The organism is Bacillus sp. FSL K6-2841 (assembly GCF_037976435.1).
Taxonomy (GTDB): domain Bacteria; phylum Bacillota; class Bacilli; order Bacillales; family Bacillaceae; genus Bacillus; species Bacillus pumilus.
This window is the reverse complement of sequence record NZ_CP150266.1, coordinates 817,227-835,243: the sequence shown is the minus strand read 5'-3', so window position 1 is coordinate 835,243 and position 18,017 is coordinate 817,227. Positions and strand designations below refer to the sequence as shown.

Here is an 18,017-nt window from a genome sequence, read left to right as displayed (position 1 = left end):
CGATAGATGGACGATACTTTTCTGACAGTAGTCAAGAACAAATACATTGAAATTCTCCTTGTTGGACTCGTACTTTGGCTTGCCGTCTTTTTGATTAACAAAGCGCTTCAATTGTTCTTTAAACGAACGGAGTTTATAGAAGACAAGAAGAAAAAAACGATCGAGAGCTTGGTCAAATCTGTTTCAAAATACACCGCTTCGATTTGCTTTGTATTGTATGTCATTTCTCTCTTCTTTCATGATTTCGGAAAAATTCTTGCAGGTGCTGGTGTGGCTGGGATCGTCATCGGTTTTGGCGCCCAGACGCTGATTCGCGATATTTTAGCAGGCATTTTTCTAATTTATGAACGTCAAATTCATAAAGGGGATTATGTGACAGTGAATAACCTCTTTAATGGAACGATTGAAGAAATTGGTCTCCGATCTCTGCAAATTAGGGAATGGAGCGGCAAGCTGTTAACCATTTCTAACGGAGACATCCGGCAAATCCAAAACTATAACATGCACTACATGCGGATTACGGAATCTGTATTAATTAGTGCGAATCAAAACCCAGACACAGCCTTTCAAGCACTCGAAACGGCCTGTGACAATTTAAATCAAATGCACCATGATTTTCTCAAAAAAGATGAATTCCAGCATGCCATCGAACCGTTTCAAGTTCATGGCATTATGGGTCTGAACAAGCTGAACCGCGGGATTGAGATCACAGTGAAAGGAATGGTCGAAGACGAAAAATACTTCGATGCTGCCCTCGCTGTCCGAAAAGAAATGATCAAACAACTTCATCAGCATGATGTCAAATTGCTTGAAGATCTCGTCTATCCCCAGCCTGCAAAATAACCTCATTTGTGATGGGGTTATTTTTTTTGATTGTTTTTTGTTAATCGGTTAACTATAATGAAATATAATTAACCAATTAACAAAAAAAAAGGATGTCGATTCATGACAAAAAAAGAGGCGCTATCATTTATTAAAGAGATGTATGAAGAGGTGTTAACCAAATTCAATATAGAAAAAGTGGAGACATATTTTTCACCTGAATATCAGCAAGTGACAGATGGAGAGGTTTCGACACTTGATGAGTTTAAAAAGCATCTATCCACATTAAAAGGATTGACAAAACAGCTTGAGATCCCCGCTTTTCATGATGTGTTATTTGATGAAGAGGCGCAGCAAGGGTGTTTTCGTTACACGGTACATGTGGAACTCGCAAGCGGAGACAGGGGTTTTATTGATGTCATGGCTCTTTTCACGTTATTAGATGGAAAGATCATTCGATGCGATGAACTGACGCGGGCTCATGAAAAAAATGAAACGTTTGAACAGCTTGGACACATCAGCTAAGAAATCTCTTCAGTCAGCCCCTCTAACTTCTATCCTCTTGACTAATTCATGTATAATAGAAAATAGATTGATTTCATGCAGCATGGGGACCCTCATACTGTGTATTTTCTAAGTGAAAGAGAGTGAATAAGATGGGTCGTAAGTGGAACAACATTAAAGAAAAGAAAGCATCAAAGGATGCCAGTACAAGTCGTATTTACGCAAAATTCGGGCGTGAAATCTATGTGGCTGCCAAACAAGGTGAGCCAAACCCAGAATCAAACCAAGCACTTCGTTTTGTCCTAGAACGTGCAAAAACATATAGTGTCCCAAAACACATCGTGGACCGTGCCATTGAAAAAGCCAAAGGCGGTGCGGAAGAGAATTTCGATGAGCTGCGCTACGAAGGATTTGGTCCAAACGGATCAATGGTGATCGTTGATGCCCTCACCAATAACGTGAACCGCACAGCGTCAGATGTTCGTGCGGCTTTCGGAAAAAATGGTGGAAACATGGGCGTAAGCGGCTCTGTTGCCTACATGTTTGACCAAACAGCTGTCATCGGTGTCGAAGGAAAAAATGAAGAAGAAACGCTTGAGCTTTTAATGGAAGCAGACGTTGATGTACGTGACATCATGGAAGAAGATGAAACGGTGATTGTGTACGCTGAACCAGATCAATTCCATCAAGTACAAGAAGCATTCAAACAAGCCGGCGTAGAAGAATTCACTGTCGCTGAAATCACAATGCTTCCTCAAAATGAAGTGACATTAGATGATGAATCTAAAGAACAATTCGAGAAACTAATCGATGTATTAGAAGAGCTTGAAGACGTGCAGCAGGTTTATCATAATGTAGATTTAGGGGAATAAAAATTGAAGCCATAGTCGTGGTTGAGTTCATTCAACTGCTGCTACGGCTTTTTTATTTTCTGAAAGACATGTAATATATAGATAAAATGTTCATTTCTACAACTTTCCAAGGAGCTGAGCTTCAACTTTAAAACATGGTGGTTTTCTTATTATGGATTTATGATCATTCCTATTATTGGGCTAAGTTTTGTTTTCAGCAACTTTATGATAGTAACAAAAATGATTTTCTTTCTCTACATCGCGTGGTATCTATATCAAATCTTTAACTTTTACATAAATGAACTGAAGAGAAAAAAAGAGAAACCGTATTAGCAAAAAAAACAGTCATCTCCCCTATTGATAAGAGGAGATGACTGTTTTAATTCATCCCTTGAAACCCAAACGTCAGGTGATCCTGCACAGGAATCCAAGCACCGATTCCTTGTGAGGTCACGTTTTTCACGACGAGTTTGCGTTTATTTCCTTTAAGCACAAGGTACACTTCTCCGTATGTCACCTTTCCTTTTTCATTAATCGCTGGTGCATAGGCATGAAGCGATGCTGCTTTTTTCGGAGAGACGTGGTATGACTGATCTCGCTTTGTTCCTGCGCCAATCACGGTGTCAAAAGCGAGGGGCAGCTTTGTCTTTTGAATGGCTTTTTGCATCATCAATGTTTTTACATCTTCTGGGCTTGGCACCTTTGCTGTGAGCCCGCCGCTCACTTTTACTTGCTGCTTTTGAACGTACTTGCCAATGGCTGTTTTGGTGCCGCCTCTGTTATCAATGTGATTTGTATTCACTTTTTTGTATTCCCAGTTGGCCACCGTTTCGTTTGAATCGTAGCTCAGTGCCCATCTTCCAAGGAAAATGGTCGCACGGTAACCAACAGCTAATGGCGTCCCTGAAATACTGGATTCATTCAGCATTTTGATCAAATGGGTATTCTCAATCGGCACATCTGTTGTTTTAAACAATTCGGCTGTCAGCTCGCTCGGCTGGAGCAATGGCTGATCCTGTGACGCATTCGGATACGTATTCTCCTTAGAAATACTAGCGACAGACGATGGCACCTTAAATGGTTTCGCCGCCTCCGCTGGAAAACTGTATAGAAAACTTAAGGATAAGAGAACAACAAACATGATGCGGGGCATCTTTTTCATATCATCACTCTTTCTCATTCATTTTTCCATAGTATTTTCCGCAAAGTCGTCCCTTATCCACAAAAGATTATAAAAGGAAAAATCCAATCGCCATAATGAAATAGGCAGCAAGTAATGTGGCGCCTTCAAACCAATTGGTATCTCCGTCATTAGATAAAATGACTGTGAGTAATACAGCGGACGCCATGGCAATGAGCTCTGGTAAGGAGAAAATGAGCGGCATTTGCGTATTGAAAAAAAGCGAGCTGATGACAAGGATTGGTGCCACCATCATCGCCACCTGAAGCGTGGAACCAAAAGCGATTTCCACTGCGACATCCATTTTGTTTTTATACGCCATGATAACAGCAGAGGCATGTTCTGCGGCATTGCCGACGATGGCCACAATAATGACTCCGATAAACAGCTCACTCCAGCCAAATTGCTTCCCTACCGTATCAAATGTATGGACGAGGCGCTCTGAAATGTACGCAACGGCCATCGTTGCAAGCAGCAAAATCAAAGTCGCAAACTTTCCAGACCATTCAGGTGTTTCTTCTTCCGTCTCTGCTTCGCCTTCCATGCTCTCCTGCTTAGCAACATACACCCCGCGGTGGCTGACCAGTTTGAAATAGAGCGCCGCGACATAAAGCAAAATCATGACAATACTGATCCCAATACTTAAAACAAACTGTTTATTCTCTGCCATCTCCACCGAAAACACTTCTGGAATGACAAACGCCACAATAATGGCAAACATGAGCAAGCCTGAGTTGTGCCTTGCATCGTGGACATTGAACACTTGTCGCTTATATTTTAAACCGCCAACGAAAAAAGACAGCCCCGCCACAAGCAGTAAGTTTCCGATCACTGATCCAGTTAATGATGCAAGGACGATGGCTGTCAGTCCTTGCTTTAATGCAAAAAACGAAATAATTAACTCCACCGCATTTCCAAATGTGGCGTTTAAAAGCCCGCCAATTCTGGGGCCCGCTATGATGGCAAGACTTTCTGTGGCTCTTCCCATAAAACTAGCAAGACCAATAATCGCGATACAATACACAGCAAACATGATCACCTGCGGAAAATGAAGAAAACTGCCAATCACCGATAGCGGTACACCAATTGCGACAATCACAAGAAACAAACGATTCATACAGCCATTCTCCTTTACATATGTCTGACTGTTATTCTTTCGTGAGTGCCAGCATCATATACATTTTAGATTCGCGCGTGTGAGAAGGTGATATCAATACTTCCTTTCACGGACTGCACCATAGAGCAATGCTTCAATGCAAGGGTGATCACTTTATCGATTTGTTCATCAGATGTATTAATGTCTTCAAATAAGATATGTAAATGAATGCTGGAAATCTTGTTTACAGCTCCTGCCCTTGTCGTTTCAGGTGTGATCGTCAGCCCTTCATAGGATATTCGCTTTTTACGGCACACATGAATGAGCATTTCTCCAAAACAGCCAGCAATAGCTGAGGTGAATAATTGAGATGGGCGATACCCCGTTTCTTCTTTTCCTGAAATAGGCAGCTGCCTGTCCTCAATATGTGCGATCCAATGATCCTTTTCGTATGTCAGCGTCATTCCTTTTCCACCTTTCTATTGAAACCCCTATGGTTCCATTGTACGATGAAAATATGAACTTGTAAGGAGCTTCTTATGTCGAGAATTCACTTTATGATTTTAATTTTACTTGTATCTGTATCAGGTTTTTCGCAGGGAGCGTTACTTCCTGTCATTTCGATTATTTTTGAACATGCCGGGACTTCTCCTACGTTAAACGGACTGCATGCCACAGGCTTATATCTCGGCGTGCTACTAGCTTCTCCCTTCATGGAAGCGCCCCTTCGCCGGTTTGGGTTTAAGCCGTTAATTGTCATTGGAGGCGCTGCTGTCTTTTTAAGCTTGTTCAGCTTTGTGTTTTTTGAATCTTATGTCGTCTGGTTCTTCCTCCGGCTCATGATCGGGATTGGTGACCATATGCTGCATTTCTCTACACAGACTTGGGTGACCTATGCGTCGTCATCGAGAAACCGCGGGCGAAATATTTCATTGTATGGGTTATCTTTTGGACTTGGTTTTGCCGCTGGACCTTTTTTAACACCACTCATTGAAATCAATCCATCTTTACCTTTCATTGTTTCTGGTGCTGTTAGCTTATGTATCTGGCTGCTTGTTTTTGTTTTGAAAAATACATATCCAGATACGGGCGAAGTGCAGACGTCAGAGCAGACAAACAGTTTGAAGCGCTTTAAGAAAGCCTTTCAATTTGGCTGGGTCGCCTTTATGATGCCGTTTTGCTATGGATTTTTAGAAACGACGCTTAATAGTAACTTCCCTGTATATGCGCTAAGAAGCGGGGTGACAGTAGATGCGGTTGCGTTTATTTTACCTGCGTTTGCCATTGGGAGCATTGTCTTTCAGCTTCCTCTTGGGATGCTCAGCGACCGGTTTGGCAGACGCCGCATCATTTTATGTGTCACACTCGTTGGATCTTTCTTTTTCCTACTAGCAGGATTATTCATTCAATCCGTTTTGGCTGTTGCGATTTGTTTCTTTATTGCCGGAATGGCAGTAGGCTCTACCTTCTCACTTGGCATCAGCTATATGACCGACTTATTGCCAAAGAATCTGCTGCCTGCTGGAAATTTGATGTGCGGTATGGCGTTTAGTGCGGGAAGTATTCTCGGTCCTGTTCTCGGTGGAATCTTTGTGCAAACGTTTGAAGGTATGAATTTACTTTACCTTGTCAGCATCGTGATATTATTCGTGTTTTTCTGCGTTCGATTCGGACGGACGGCGGTAGTTCTTGAAAACTCCAATGAAGCCATTTCTAAATAAAAACTCCTCTGCACCCATGCAGAGGAGTTTTTTTTTCATTTAATGATATCCATTTTGTCCGTTCGCACTGCCGCTTGTTTTGTTCTTAGGTTGATGGCCTTTATTTTGTTTCGTATTGCTTCCGCCTTTTTTCGATTGTTTGGACATATGTGATTTCCCCCATCCATTCAGTTTGAACTTGATCGTTCTTCTTTAGGATGCCCGGATTTCATTATAGTTTGCCTGGTACGATTTTACGCTTATGTAAAAGCGCATTGAGCTCGCCGCCAAGGATAATTATGATGCCGGTTAAATAAAACCAGATCATTAAAATAATGATTCCCCCAATACTTCCGTACATCGCACTGTAGTTGGCAAACTCGCCTACGTAAAATGAAAATAGCATGCTGACCAAAATCCATCCAATCGATGCAAAAATGGCACCTGGCAGAACAAATTTTAATTTCAGCCTGATGTTTGGAGCAAAATAGTATAAGGATGTAAAAACAATCAATAAAATGAGCGGGCTAATGATCCATCTCATCGCAGTCCATACAGTGAGAAAGGCATCTGACTTCCCAACTAATTTAGCGACGAATAAACCAAGTTCTTTGCCAAAGACAGGCAGCATCAGGGCAAAAATAATGGTCAAAACCATCGCAATCGTTAAAATGATCGATGTTAAACGTACGAGAATGAAGGAACGATTCTCCTCAACTTCGTAAGCATGGTTAAATGCTCTAACGACGGCATTAATGCCGTTAGATGCTGACCAAAGCGCGGCAATAATCCCGAACGACAATAACCCGCCGTTCCGATTATTCAACGTCTGTTCGGCGATGGATTCAATCATCGAAAGCGCTCCTTCTGGCGCATAGCCAGAAATGACGCTCAGGACATCCTTTGACGTCAGCGGCAAATACCCAACGAGTGTCAGTACGAAGATGAGAAACGGAAATAATGAAAGCAAAAAGAAATAAGCAAGCTCAGCAGATTTTGCCGGTCCTTCATGCAGCAAAAAGCGTTCAATTAACGCTTTAATAAAACCCATACGCCTCATCTCCAATGATCAATCTGTCTGTTTCGATTGAAAGTGATCCTTTGTTTCTTCAATAATTTCTAATACCCTTGGGGTTGTTTCCTTTAACTGATTGACCTGTTCATTTAAAAATGACAAATCATCTGAGACTGTTCGCATCAGCTGCTTCGTTTCTTCCATCTTTTCTTTCATGCAAGCTGATATTCTGCCTGGCTCTTGGCAGACCTCTTCCAGCTTTTGCTGGCAGTCATTCCATTTGTCTTTGAGTGCAATTCTTGTTGGTCGATGAAATAAAGTCAGCAATGCGCCGCAAGCGGCACCTAAGAGAGCTCCTTGGAGCACAATTTGATTTTTTTCTTCCATCTCATCTGATCTCCTTTCAGTTAAAGGTGGTTCTCTTTCTTTACATACGTCAAAAAACGGTCAATTCCTGTTTCAATTAATTCATGGACTTCCTCAAAGTTCCCAGTGTAATAAGGATCTGGCACATCATCTCGATCGTCGTCTTCTACAAAATCAAGAAGACGGCCAATAAAGCGATGTTTCCCATAGCCGGCTATACTGCGCAGTGCCCCTACATTTTCAGCATCCATCGCAATGATATAGTCGTATGTTGTGATGTCTTCATCCATGATTTGTCTTGCGGACATTCCTTCATAGCTGATGCCTTTTTCATCAAGCAGCTTTCGCGTTCCTTCATGCGGGGGACTGCCTTGATGCCAGCCGCCAATCCCTGCTGAATCAATCACAAAGTGCTCACTAAGCCCCTCATCTTCTACTTTTTTTCTAAACATGGCCTCTGCCATCGGTGACCTGCAAATATTGCCAAGACACACGAACAACACATGAATCATCCTTCATTCTCCTCCTATCTTTTCCCTAAGAGTTCTTTTCGAAAACCTTTTCTCTATCATATCAACTCCCTTTTCTTTTGGAAACTTTGCAAGAAAAGCTCTCATCGCCATTGACAAAATACACAAAAACAGGAGAAACTTTAGGAGAATTACACAAACAAAGGGGGATATTAGATGGGAATAATTGAGCAGTTTGTCACAACGATGAACAATTTTTTGTGGGGGCCTCCCCTGTTGATTTTAATTGTTGGTACTGGAATATACCTCACCTTTCGCGTTCTCTTCATTCAAATTAGATTACTTCCTTATTCTTTAAAGCTCGCTTTTTCAAAACAAGACAAAATGTCAGAAGGAGATATTTCCCATTTCCAAGCATTAATGACGGCTCTCGCTGCAACTGTCGGTACAGGAAATATCGTAGGTGTGGCCTCGGCTGTTATAGCGGGTGGTCCTGGTGCAGTATTCTGGATGTGGTTTGCTGCATTTTTCGGGATGGCCACCAAATTTGCCGAAGCTGTTCTTGCTGTGAAATACAGGGTCAAAAACGAAAAAGGCGAAATGTCTGGCGGACCTATGTATTATTTAGAGCACGGGTTAAAGCAGAAATGGCTAGGGGTGCTATTTGCTGTTTTCGGTGCCAGTGCTGCCTTTGGGATCGGCAACCTGGTACAATCTAATTCCATCTCAGGCGTGATGAATTCTACTTTTCAAATTCCAACATGGGTAACAGGTATCATTATTACAGCTTTTACAGCACTTGTGATTTTAGGCGGAATTAAAAGCATTGGACGGGTCACATCTATTTTTGTACCAGTCATGGCTTTATTTTACGTCATTTGCGGTCTGATCATTCTTGTTATGAATGCTGACCTTGTTCCAGGCGCAGTCGGTCTTATTTTCTCAGATGCCTTTACCGGTCAAGCCGTGGCAGGTGGTGCAATTGGGACTGTCATTCGCTGGGGTGTGGCACGAGGAGTATTTTCCAATGAAGCAGGTCTTGGGTCAGCACCAATTGCTGCTGCGGCTGCGAAAACGGATATGCCTGCCCGTCAAGCTCTCGTCTCTATGACGCAAGTGTTTATTGATACAATCATTGTCTGTTCTATCACTGGCATTACCATTGTCATGGCAGATATGTATTTAACAGTGAAAAGTGATGCGCTGACCTCGTTATCCTTTGCTCACTTCCTTGGTCCAGCTGGCTCAACCATTGTGGCAATCGGGCTGCTCTTGTTTGCCTATTCCACCATCATTGGCTGGTCCTATTACGGCGAAAAATGCTTTACATATTTGGCGAAGGATTCGTACGTCATGTATTATCGTATCGTGTTTGTGATGGCTGTCTTTTTTGGTGCCGTGTTTAAAAATGACTTCGTCTGGGGTGTGGCAGATATGCTAAATGGACTGATGGCGATTCCAAACTTAATCGGGCTCATCGGTTTATCAGGGGTTGTCGTATTTGAATCCAAACGAATCATTGATAAGATTAAGCAGGAGAAAAAGGAGAAAAACATCTCGGTGTCATCTTAATAGCCCTTTTATTCTTTTGCATTTCTGTTAAAATAGACATATTATTCGACACATATGCAGGAAAGGACGTGCCGCCCTTGTCAGAGCAAAAAGCGGCTGAAGTCAATCAGCTGATTGAAGACATTTCGCAAAAGTTAAATATGCTGAACATTGGAGTCATCAAAGCAGAGGACTTCAGTCCAGACAAGTACGAAGATATTGAATTTCTTCACCAAATGGTGATGAAAAAATCTTCATTCAGCCCAAGTGAAATGCAAGCCATCGCAAGCGAGCTAAAAAACTTAAGAAAATAATGGTGAAAAAGGAAACTGTTTTTATGGTCTACTCTCAGTTTTCTTACATCATGCACACAAAAAGCCAGCACCCCGCAAGGTGCTGGCTTTACAACTGCGGTTTTATTTCTCAAGCAGTTTTAATGATTCACGGTTAAAGGCTGGAATGTCATCAGGTGTACGGCTTGTCACAAGCTGATCCTGACAAACGACGACTTCTTCGTCTTTAAATTTAGCGCCTGCGTTTTCCATATCGACTTTGATGGATGTATAGCCAGTCGCGCCTCTTCCTTCAAGCGTCTTCGCTGTAATGAGCAATTGCGGTCCGTGACAGATCGCAAATACTGGTTTTTTCTCATCCATAAATGCTTTAGTGAATTGGACGTAACGATCATCTGCACGCAGAATATCTGGTGAGAAACCGCCAGGAATGAGAAGTGCATCGAAGTCTTCAGGCTTCACGTTGTCAATAGACGCATCCACTCTCACTTCTGCCTCTCCTTGCTTCCCTTTCACTGTTTTTCCTTTTTCATTTTCAATGACTGTCAACTCATGACCTGCATCTTTAAAGGCTTTTGCAGGCTCGGTGAATTCAACATCCTCAAAGTAATCTGTTAATACAACTGCAATTTTCTTACCCATGTAGAAACCCTCCTGCTTGATTATCGTTTACACTACACACTATACCCGGGCATGTTGAAATCAAACATCCTATCCCTATCAGAAAACCCCTCATGATAAAAATGAGTATTTAGACTCATTCACATTCCCTTAACAAGGTAATTCGTATGATTTATGTTATCTTTACAATAATCTTCAAAAAATAACTACAAAAGTTAACGAAACATTTCTACAATAGGTATTGTGGTCAAAAAAATTAGAAAGGCGGAGATCAGGTGAAGAAGCAAGCACATAGGTCTAAACGAAGGAAAAACCTGTCTATTCTGCTCACTTCCATTATGATGATTAGTCTCATTCTCCCAGCAGTACCTACTCATGCAGAAACAGAAAACGGCAAAGCCGTAAAGGTCAGTATCTTAGCCACAACCGATGTTCATGCGAACATGATGAATTATGATTATTACAGCGACAAAGAGACAAATGAATTTGGTTTGGCAAAAACAGCCGAGCTCATTGACAAGCACCGCTCACAAAACCCAAATACACTCCTTGTTGATAACGGAGACCTGATTCAAGGAACCCCTCTTGGAGAATACGTTTACAAAAATGAGAAAGACAGCATCATCAATCAAACAAAGGTTCACCCTATTATTCATACACTCAACAAACTAAAATACGATGCAGGAACACTTGGCAATCATGAATTTAACTACGGATTATCCTTCCTTGACGGTACCATTGCGGGCGCCAATTTCCCGATTGTTAATGCGAACGTCAAAAAGCTAAATGGAGAACACCGTTTTACACCTTATGTGATCCAAGATAAAACCTTTAAAGATGCAAGCGGAACCTCACAAACTGTGAAAGTTGGTTACATAGGATTCGTTCCACCACAAATTATGACGTGGGATAAGAAGCATTTAGATGGACAAGTCCAAGTGCAGGACATCGTCGAATCTGCCAATGAAACCATTCCTGAAATGAAAGAGAAAGGCGCAGATGTCATAGTCGCTCTTGCTCATACAGGAATTGAAAAAACCGCTTCACCTAAAGGATCAGAAAATATGATCTTTGACCTTGCTACGAAAACAAAAGACATCGATGCCATTGTATCAGGCCACCAGCATGGCACATTCCCAAGCGCTGAATATAACGGCGTCGACAAATTCAATGTCTCAAAAGGAACCATCAACGGCATCCCAGTCGTCATGTCAAAAAACTGGGGCAGCTACCTCGGAGTCATTGATTTAACACTAGAGCCTGATGGAGGCAACTGGAAGGTCACAGACGGAACAGGCAAGATCGAATCTGTTGCCGGAGTATCATCTCAAAACAGCACCGTAAAAAATGCCATTCAAACAACGCATCAAAACACACTTGATTACGTGAGAAAGCCTGTTGGCAAAACAGAAGCAGACATTAACAGCTTTTTCGCTCAAGTGATGGATGACCCTTCGATACAAATTGTGACAGATGCCCAAAAATGGTATGCAAAAGAAAAAATGAAGGACACATCGTATCAAAATTTACCGATTTTATCTGCAGGTGCTCCATTTAAAGCCGGCGGCCGAAACGGTGTAAACTATTATACAAATATCGCAAAAGGAGATTTAGCGATTAAGAACATCGGCGATCTCTACCTTTACGATAACACTGTGCAGATTGTGAAACTGAAAGGCAGTGAAGTGAAAGACTGGTTAGAAATGTCTGCCGGCCAGTTTAATCAGATCAAACCGAACGATGCAAAGGAACAGCCGATTTTAAACGAGGAATACCGCTCGTATAACTTTGATGTGATTGATGGCGTGACATACCAAGTCGATGTGACGCAGCCTGCTAAATACAGCACAACAGGCACACTTCTCAACGCCAATGCCAACCGCATTAAAAACCTGTCTTACAACGGGAAAGCCGTCTCTGACAATCAAGAATTTTTAGTCGTAACAAATAACTATCGTGCTTCTGGCGGCGGAGGCTTCCCTCATTTGACGCAAGATAAAGTAGTGCTTGCCTCAGCAGATGAGAACCGCCAAGTACTGATGGATTATATTATCGAACAAAAAACGATCAACCCAAGTGCAGATCAAAACTGGTCGATTGCACCGATCAAAGGCGCAACCGTCACTTTTGAATCTTCTCTTTTAGCAAAACCGTTTGCTGAGAAATCAAGCAGCGTAGACTTTATTCGTAACGCAAGCACAGATGGTCTTGGTGTGTACAAGCTAGCCTTTAAAGACGATGGCACAACAGAACCGCCTTCATCAGATAACTGGAATTTAACAGTGATGCATACGAACGATACACACGCACACCTTGATGATGCGGCAAGACGCGCAACAAAGATTAAAGAAGTCCGTTCTGAAAATAAGAACAATATTCTATTAGACGCTGGAGATGTCTTCTCTGGTGACCTGTACTTCACAAAGTGGCAAGGACTTGCCGATCTAAAATTGATGAACTTAATGAAATACGATGCCATGACGTTTGGTAATCATGAATTTGACAAAGGTCCTTCTGTACTCCGTCAATTCCTGACAGGTGATGCATCAGATGTCGATCCGAAAAACCGTCATCAATTTGAAAAGCCTCAATTCCCGGTCGTGTCATCAAACGTGGATGTCTCGAAGGAAAAACAATTGAGTGACTTAATGAAAAAACCAGCCTCATTTAAAGCTGGTGAGAAAAAAGAAGCCGGAATTTACCCTTACATCCTGCTCGATGTAAACGGTGAAAAGGTCGCCGTATTCGGTTTAACGACTGAAGACACAGCCATTACATCTAGCAGCGGTCCTAACATTCAATTTAAAGATGCGTACAAGAAAGCAAAAGAAACAGTCAACACCATTCAAACAAAAGAAAAAATCAATAAAATCATTGCGTTAACACACATTGGCTACAACCGTGATCTTGAGCTCGCTCAAAAAGTAGACGGAATTGATTTAATCATTGGCGGTCACACACACACCCTTGTCGAAAAATTAAAGGTTATCAAGAAAAAAGAACCTACGATCGTCGCTCAAGTCAAAGATTACGGACAATTTTTAGGAAAAGTAGACGTGGCCTTTGACAAAAAAGGTGTCGTCCAGCCAAAAGAATCTTCTTTTGACCTAATCCCGATTGATGACTCTGTCAAAGAAGATGCAGAGGCAAAAGCGATCCTTGATGGATACAAAGCAGATATTCAAGATTTAAAAACAGAAAAAGTCGGCCATACAGATGTCCTTTTAGATGGCCAGCGTGAGCATGTCCGTGCGAAGGAAACGAATCTTGGGAACTTTATTGCTGACGGCATGCTGCAGAAAGCGCAAGAATCTGCTGGAGCTGACCTTGCCATCACAAACGGCGGCGGTATTCGTGGAAGCATCGAAAAAGGTGATATCACTTTAGGTGATATTTTAACGGTGATGCCTTTCGGAAATACCCTTTATGTCGCAGATTTAAAAGGCAGTCAAATTAAAAAAGCACTCGAACAGGGGCTGTCAGGCATTGAGGAAGGCGGAGGCGCATTCCCTCATGTAGCTGGCATTGAATATACGTTTACACTCAGTAAACCAGCTGGCAGCAGACTGATTGATGTGAAACTGAAAGACCAAAAGGGTCAACTGACAGACATTGATGATGAGAAAACATACCGCGTAGCTACAAACGCATTTGTCGGCACAGGCGGCGACGGCTACAGCGTCTTTACAGAAGCCTCTCATGGTGAAGATTTAGGGTATGTCGACTATGAAATCTTCAAAGAGCAAATCGAGAAGGCAGATGGGAAGATTTCGCCTGTCATCGATCACAGGGTGAAAGAAGTGTTCCTTCCTCGCGTGAAAGGAAAAGGCGCTTATGACATTCAAGATGATGAGAAATTCCAAACGTATGTGCAGCATACAAACAAAGCATTGCTTTATTTAGACAAAGCAAGCAAAGCGAAAAACGTTCAATTGTCTCTATCAAAAGCACAAGTAGCCGAGCTGAAAAAAAGAGAGCAAGATCCAAACGTCACCATCTATCATGACAAAGTGGGACTCGCATTACCGCTCTCAAATTTGTCCGAGAAAAACGCAGATATATGGATGACAAAAACGGATAAAGTGAAAAACGCATTAACGGATACGTATGATTTCCAAATCAAACAAGACAAGAAAAAGGTTTCGACCTTTAAAGACCCGGTCACACTATCCTTTACACTAGACGAGCCGAAAAAAGCGAAAAAACCTAGTGTGTATTATGTGGATCGCAAGAAAAATCGTTACACCAAAACAAGTAATGGATCATTTGAAAACGGAGTCGTATCAGGTCAAACTGAGCACTTCAGCGAATATACCGTCCTCAACCAAAGCGAGGCAGCTGGAACAACCCCAGATCAAACTGGCGGAGACGGCGGAACAACAGCACCAGGCGGAGGCACAGATCCAAACCAAGATGGAACCGGCCTCCCAGGCGGCACACTGCCGAATACAGCCACAATGATGTATACAGCTGTATTGATTGGCGTACTCATGCTTGCCTCAGGAGGTATCCTATATTACTACCAGCGCAAGCGTACAAGAAAAAATGTTTCATCCTAAAAGAAAAGGACAGAGCCTATGCTCTGTCCTTTTTTCATCTCAATCTTGGGATAAATAAATCCAATTGCGCTTATCAAATTCTTTCACATCATCTGACCCTATATGACGCAGCATTCTATTAAAGAACGTGATGTCATCTTCATCATCGACGGCATATAAATCCTCTTGAACATAATCTCTTATAATAAAATTCGTTAAGTTTGTATTATTCACAAAGTCTGCAAAATAATCTTCTACAAGAGTTAAATCCTCTTCACTTAATTTTTCATCATTGATAATGGAAATATGAAAAACATTCAAATACGCTTGTATATCTTCTTCATCCATATAACATAAAGGTTCCAGCTTTCTGTCTTCTGCCGTAAACGGTTTTCGCGTATCTTCAATGATGACATAACATAAAATCTGCTGATCTTTCATCACGCTGAATATTTCTAAATCTCTTAATTTTAATGATCTATTTAATCTCATCATCTTTCCTCCTGAAAGTAGTGATCTATTCGTCATCTACTTTTCCCAAAACCTGAAAAGGACAGAGCCTATGCTCTGTCCACTTTTTCTCTTCTTGCAAAATCGACGAATCTGAAGCGGTCTAATCGGTGACGGCTTTCAGTGTATTGAAATAAACTTGTATCCTCTAAGAACACGTAATTCTTCACGACGACGACATGGTCAAACCCGTTCAAATCAAGATACTTGGCGTCCTCTTCTGTACATGGCTCTACCACAAACTCCTTTTGGGCATAGCTGATTGATACACCGAGCTCTCCTTCAATATACTCGTAGATGGATCCTTCGCATATGTCTTTCGACAAGACTGACACATGCTTTTGCAAAAAGTAATCCTTGTCTAAAATCACTTCTTCTCCGCTAATATTACGAGATCGAATGACTTCCCAGACATCCTCCTGCCCACTAATTTTCAGCTGAGACTGAATATACTGATCCGGTTTGATTAAACCAAATTCGTGAACCGTCGTAACGGTCTTTCGGCCAAGCGTTTGGGAAAGTTCTTTAAAGCTGACAAGACCTGAGACTGGGAATTGCATTTTCTCTCGATTCAGCAAGACAGAGCCTTTGCCGCGGATTTTTTGGATATAGCCATTTTGCACAAGGATATTTAATGCCTTTCTTACCGTCTCACGGGATGTGTCATACATCAAGGACAGCTCATGCTCTGATGGCAGAATGCCTTTATCCTGCCATTCACCTTGTTCAATTCGTTTTGCGAGCTGATCATAAATCACTCGAAACTTATTCTCTTTCATTTTCCCTCCGCCCCATTTTCTAGCGTTTGGTTAAATGATAAACGATTGACTCATATGGACGCAACGTAAATCCCTTCATATCTGCCGGCACATCCTCATAATTGGATAACAGCACTTGCCCTTCCATCTCATCTACAGCCTGCACAAGCTCATCAGGAAGCGTAAAATCCGTCTCTCCTGCGTAAAAGTGATTGATCACAAGAAGCTTCTCCTCACCGCTTTCTCTCACATAAGCAAAAACCTTCGGGTCATCTGCTAAGAGTAAGGTGAAGCTTCCATATGTGATCACGTCAAGTTCTTTACGCAGCTTGCAAAGGGCTTGATAGTGGTAGAAAATAGACGTCTTGTCTTTTAATGAAGCTTGGACCGAAATGTCGTTATTGGCTGGCTCAATCCATGGTGTTCCTTTTGAGAAACCAGCGTTCTTTTCTGAGGTCCACTGCATCGGTGTTCTCGCATTATCTCTTGATTTGACCTGTAAAATGGCGAGCGCTTCTTCCTTTGATTTTCCTTTTTCAAGCATGGCTTCATACATATTGAGTGATTCAATATCGCGGTAAGACGAGATGTCCTCAAACTGAGGATTCTTCATGCCAATCTCTTCCCCTTGATAAATATATGGCGTCCCTTGCATGAGGTGAATGGTGGTCGCCAGCATCTTCGCTGATTGCTGATGGTACGTTTCATCATCACCGTATCTTGAGACGATACGCGGCTGATCATGATTGCACCAGAAGAGCGCATTCCAGCCGCCGCCCTCATGCATTTTCGTCTGCCACTCAGATAGAATCGACTTCAATTCCTGAAAATCAAATGGTGCGAGGGCCCATTTTTCTCCGTTTGGATAATCGACCTTTAAATGATGAAAATTAAACGTCATATCCAGCTCCTGCCGATCCGGTCTTGTATACCGAATACAGTCTGCGATATTCGTTGAAGACATTTCTCCAACTGTCATGCTGTCATATTTCGAAAAAACCTCTTGGTTCATTTCGTGCAGAAACTCATGAATTCTTGGGCCATCCGTATAATACATTCGGCCGTCTCCTTGTACAGATTGTCCGGCGTCATCTAAGAAGCGTTGATCCTTTGAGATGTTGTTGATGACATCCAGCCTGAATCCATCAATTCCTTTTTCAAACCAAAAATGCATGATGTCGTATACTTGCCTGCGAACCTCATCCTTCTCCCAATTAAGATCCGCTTGGGTGACATCGTATAAATGAAGATAATACTCTCCTGTTTCTTCATCTAGCTCCCATGCTGGACCGCCAAATTTTGACTGCCAATCATTTGGCGGAGATCCGTCCGCTTTAGGCTCCTTCCAAATATAATAATCTCGATAAGGATTATCCTTTGACTCGCGAGATGCTTGAAACCACTCATGGAAAATGGATGTATGATTGACGGCTAAATCCATGATGACTCGTATGCCTCGATCATGGGCTTCTTTCAGCATGTGTTCAAAATCTGCCATTGTGCCGTACATGTCATGGATTTTTGTATAATCACTAATATCATAGCCGTTGTCATGCTGCGGGGACTCATACATTGGCGTGAGCCAAATACAATCCGCCCCAAGCTGTTTGATATAATCGAGCTTTTTTGTCACCCCATTGATATCGCCTGTACCTGAGCCCGTTGTATCTAAAAAGCTCTTCGGATAAATTTGGTAAACCACCGCTTTTTTCCACCACGGTTCGTTTGTTTGTTGTTTCAAT

The 18,017-nt window shown here is 42.1% G+C and carries 17 protein-coding genes; 7 read left to right on the top strand and 10 right to left on the bottom strand.

Annotated features, from left to right (window positions below; translation table 11 throughout):
- Nucleotides 1–6 precede the first annotated feature (6 nt).
- The 3 genes from MHH68_RS03965 to MHH68_RS03955 all read left to right on the top strand — a co-directional run bounded on the left by MHH68_RS03965 (nucleotide 7) and on the right by MHH68_RS03955 (nucleotide 2,198).
- Complete coding sequence (locus tag MHH68_RS03965) at nucleotides 7–843, top strand: mechanosensitive ion channel domain-containing protein (protein ID WP_058015734.1); 837 nt, start codon at nucleotides 7–9, stop codon at nucleotides 841–843.
- Nucleotides 844–945: 102 nt separating this feature from the next.
- Nucleotides 946–1,347: a nuclear transport factor 2 family protein gene (locus MHH68_RS03960; protein WP_144463004.1), complete on the top strand. Its 402-nt coding sequence runs from the start codon at nucleotides 946–948 to the stop codon at nucleotides 1,345–1,347.
- Nucleotides 1,348–1,478: 131 nt separating this feature from the next.
- Complete coding sequence (locus MHH68_RS03955; RefSeq protein ID WP_058015732.1) at nucleotides 1,479–2,198, top strand: YebC/PmpR family DNA-binding transcriptional regulator; 720 nt, start codon at nucleotides 1,479–1,481, stop codon at nucleotides 2,196–2,198.
- 358 nt (nucleotides 2,199–2,556) lie between these two features.
- Here the strand turns inward: MHH68_RS03955 and MHH68_RS03950 are convergent, their stop codons facing one another.
- The 3 genes from MHH68_RS03950 to MHH68_RS03940 all read right to left on the bottom strand — a co-directional run bounded on the left by MHH68_RS03950 (nucleotide 2,557) and on the right by MHH68_RS03940 (nucleotide 4,917).
- Entirely contained in the window at nucleotides 2,557–3,318 is a 762-nt protein-coding gene (locus MHH68_RS03950) for a YfkD famly protein (RefSeq protein WP_235567111.1), read from the bottom strand.
- An 88-nt stretch (nucleotides 3,319–3,406) separates the two neighbouring features.
- Entirely contained in the window at nucleotides 3,407–4,474 is a 1,068-nt protein-coding gene (gene cax, locus MHH68_RS03945) for a calcium/proton exchanger (RefSeq protein ID WP_058015730.1), read from the bottom strand.
- Nucleotides 4,475–4,539: 65 nt separating this feature from the next.
- Nucleotides 4,540–4,917, bottom strand: coding sequence for an OsmC family protein (locus MHH68_RS03940; protein WP_339165238.1), 378 nt, complete (start codon nucleotides 4,915–4,917; stop codon nucleotides 4,540–4,542).
- Between the two features lie 75 nt (nucleotides 4,918–4,992).
- Here MHH68_RS03940 and MHH68_RS03935 point away from each other — a divergent pair, with 75 nt between their 5' ends.
- On the top strand, nucleotides 4,993–6,174 hold the full coding sequence (locus MHH68_RS03935) for an MFS transporter (RefSeq protein ID WP_169057337.1): 1,182 nt from the start codon (nucleotides 4,993–4,995) through the stop codon (nucleotides 6,172–6,174).
- Nucleotides 6,175–6,385: 211 nt separating this feature from the next.
- On the opposite strand, the gene MHH68_RS03930 is transcribed toward MHH68_RS03935, so the two are convergent.
- From MHH68_RS03930 to MHH68_RS03920, 3 genes are read right to left on the bottom strand one after another with little or no spacing between them, the layout of a single operon-like run.
- Nucleotides 6,386–7,204, bottom strand: coding sequence for a YhjD/YihY/BrkB family envelope integrity protein (locus tag MHH68_RS03930; RefSeq protein ID WP_339165237.1), 819 nt, complete (start codon nucleotides 7,202–7,204; stop codon nucleotides 6,386–6,388).
- 18 nt (nucleotides 7,205–7,222) lie between these two features.
- A complete protein-coding gene (locus MHH68_RS03925; protein ID WP_339165235.1) occupies nucleotides 7,223–7,555 on the bottom strand; it encodes a YtxH domain-containing protein in 333 nt (110 codons plus the stop codon).
- A 20-nt stretch (nucleotides 7,556–7,575) separates the two neighbouring features.
- Nucleotides 7,576–8,046, bottom strand: coding sequence for a low molecular weight protein-tyrosine-phosphatase (locus MHH68_RS03920; protein ID WP_339165233.1), 471 nt, complete (start codon nucleotides 8,044–8,046; stop codon nucleotides 7,576–7,578).
- Nucleotides 8,047–8,220: 174 nt separating this feature from the next.
- On the opposite strand from MHH68_RS03920, the gene MHH68_RS03915 reads away from it, so the two are divergent.
- Complete coding sequence (locus tag MHH68_RS03915) at nucleotides 8,221–9,576, top strand: sodium:alanine symporter family protein (RefSeq protein ID WP_050944792.1); 1,356 nt, start codon at nucleotides 8,221–8,223, stop codon at nucleotides 9,574–9,576.
- Nucleotides 9,577–9,653: 77 nt separating this feature from the next.
- On the top strand, nucleotides 9,654–9,869 hold the full coding sequence (locus MHH68_RS03910; RefSeq protein ID WP_003214000.1) for a DUF1128 domain-containing protein: 216 nt from the start codon (nucleotides 9,654–9,656) through the stop codon (nucleotides 9,867–9,869).
- 102 nt (nucleotides 9,870–9,971) lie between these two features.
- Here the strand turns inward: MHH68_RS03910 and MHH68_RS03905 are convergent, their stop codons facing one another.
- Nucleotides 9,972–10,490 (bottom strand): type 1 glutamine amidotransferase domain-containing protein, encoded by a 519-nt coding sequence (locus MHH68_RS03905; RefSeq protein ID WP_050944793.1) that lies wholly within the window; start codon nucleotides 10,488–10,490, stop codon nucleotides 9,972–9,974.
- 254 nt (nucleotides 10,491–10,744) lie between these two features.
- Between MHH68_RS03905 and MHH68_RS03900 the strand changes: the two genes are divergently transcribed.
- Nucleotides 10,745–15,028, top strand: a complete 4,284-nt coding sequence (locus MHH68_RS03900) for a multifunctional 2',3'-cyclic-nucleotide 2'-phosphodiesterase/3'-nucleotidase/5'-nucleotidase (protein WP_339165231.1) — start codon at nucleotides 10,745–10,747, stop codon at nucleotides 15,026–15,028.
- A gap of 39 nt (nucleotides 15,029–15,067) precedes the next feature.
- Here the strand turns inward: MHH68_RS03900 and MHH68_RS03895 are convergent, their stop codons facing one another.
- From MHH68_RS03895 to treC, 3 genes are all read right to left on the bottom strand, one after another.
- Nucleotides 15,068–15,502 (bottom strand): terpene synthase, encoded by a 435-nt coding sequence (locus tag MHH68_RS03895; protein ID WP_180309396.1) that lies wholly within the window; start codon nucleotides 15,500–15,502, stop codon nucleotides 15,068–15,070.
- A 65-nt stretch (nucleotides 15,503–15,567) separates the two neighbouring features.
- Nucleotides 15,568–16,296, bottom strand: coding sequence for a trehalose operon repressor (treR, locus tag MHH68_RS03890; protein ID WP_012009259.1), 729 nt, complete (start codon nucleotides 16,294–16,296; stop codon nucleotides 15,568–15,570).
- 19 nt (nucleotides 16,297–16,315) lie between these two features.
- Nucleotides 16,316–18,016: an alpha,alpha-phosphotrehalase gene (gene treC, locus MHH68_RS03885; protein WP_339165228.1), complete on the bottom strand. Its 1,701-nt coding sequence runs from the start codon at nucleotides 18,014–18,016 to the stop codon at nucleotides 16,316–16,318.
- Nucleotide 18,017 lies beyond the last annotated feature (1 nt).

Excerpts from the sequence above, each read along its gene's own strand:
- MHH68_RS03950 (WP_235567111.1), bottom strand. The coding sequence starts at position 3,318 with ATGTTTGTTGTTCTCTTATCCTTAAGTTTTCTATACAGTTTTCCAGCG.
- MHH68_RS03940 (WP_339165238.1), bottom strand. The coding sequence starts at position 4,917 with ATGACGCTGACATACGAAAAGGATCATTGGATCGCACATATTGAGGAC.
- cax (WP_058015730.1), bottom strand. The coding sequence starts at position 4,474 with ATGAATCGTTTGTTTCTTGTGATTGTCGCAATTGGTGTACCGCTATCG.
- MHH68_RS03920 (WP_339165233.1), bottom strand. The coding sequence starts at position 8,046 with ATGATTCATGTGTTGTTCGTGTGTCTTGGCAATATTTGCAGGTCACCG.
- MHH68_RS03930 (WP_339165237.1), bottom strand. The coding sequence starts at position 7,204 with ATGGGTTTTATTAAAGCGTTAATTGAACGCTTTTTGCTGCATGAAGGA.
- MHH68_RS03925 (WP_339165235.1), bottom strand. The coding sequence starts at position 7,555 with ATGGAAGAAAAAAATCAAATTGTGCTCCAAGGAGCTCTCTTAGGTGCC.
- MHH68_RS03955 (WP_058015732.1), top strand. The coding sequence starts at position 1,479 with ATGGGTCGTAAGTGGAACAACATTAAAGAAAAGAAAGCATCAAAGGAT.
- MHH68_RS03960 (WP_144463004.1), top strand. The coding sequence starts at position 946 with ATGACAAAAAAAGAGGCGCTATCATTTATTAAAGAGATGTATGAAGAG.
- MHH68_RS03895 (WP_180309396.1), bottom strand. The coding sequence starts at position 15,502 with ATGATGAGATTAAATAGATCATTAAAATTAAGAGATTTAGAAATATTC.
- treR (WP_012009259.1), bottom strand. The coding sequence starts at position 16,296 with ATGAAAGAGAATAAGTTTCGAGTGATTTATGATCAGCTCGCAAAACGA.
- MHH68_RS03905 (WP_050944793.1), bottom strand. The coding sequence starts at position 10,490 with ATGGGTAAGAAAATTGCAGTTGTATTAACAGATTACTTTGAGGATGTT.
- MHH68_RS03935 (WP_169057337.1), top strand. The coding sequence starts at position 4,993 with ATGTCGAGAATTCACTTTATGATTTTAATTTTACTTGTATCTGTATCA.
- MHH68_RS03965 (WP_058015734.1), top strand. The coding sequence starts at position 7 with ATGGACGATACTTTTCTGACAGTAGTCAAGAACAAATACATTGAAATT.
- MHH68_RS03915 (WP_050944792.1), top strand. The coding sequence starts at position 8,221 with ATGGGAATAATTGAGCAGTTTGTCACAACGATGAACAATTTTTTGTGG.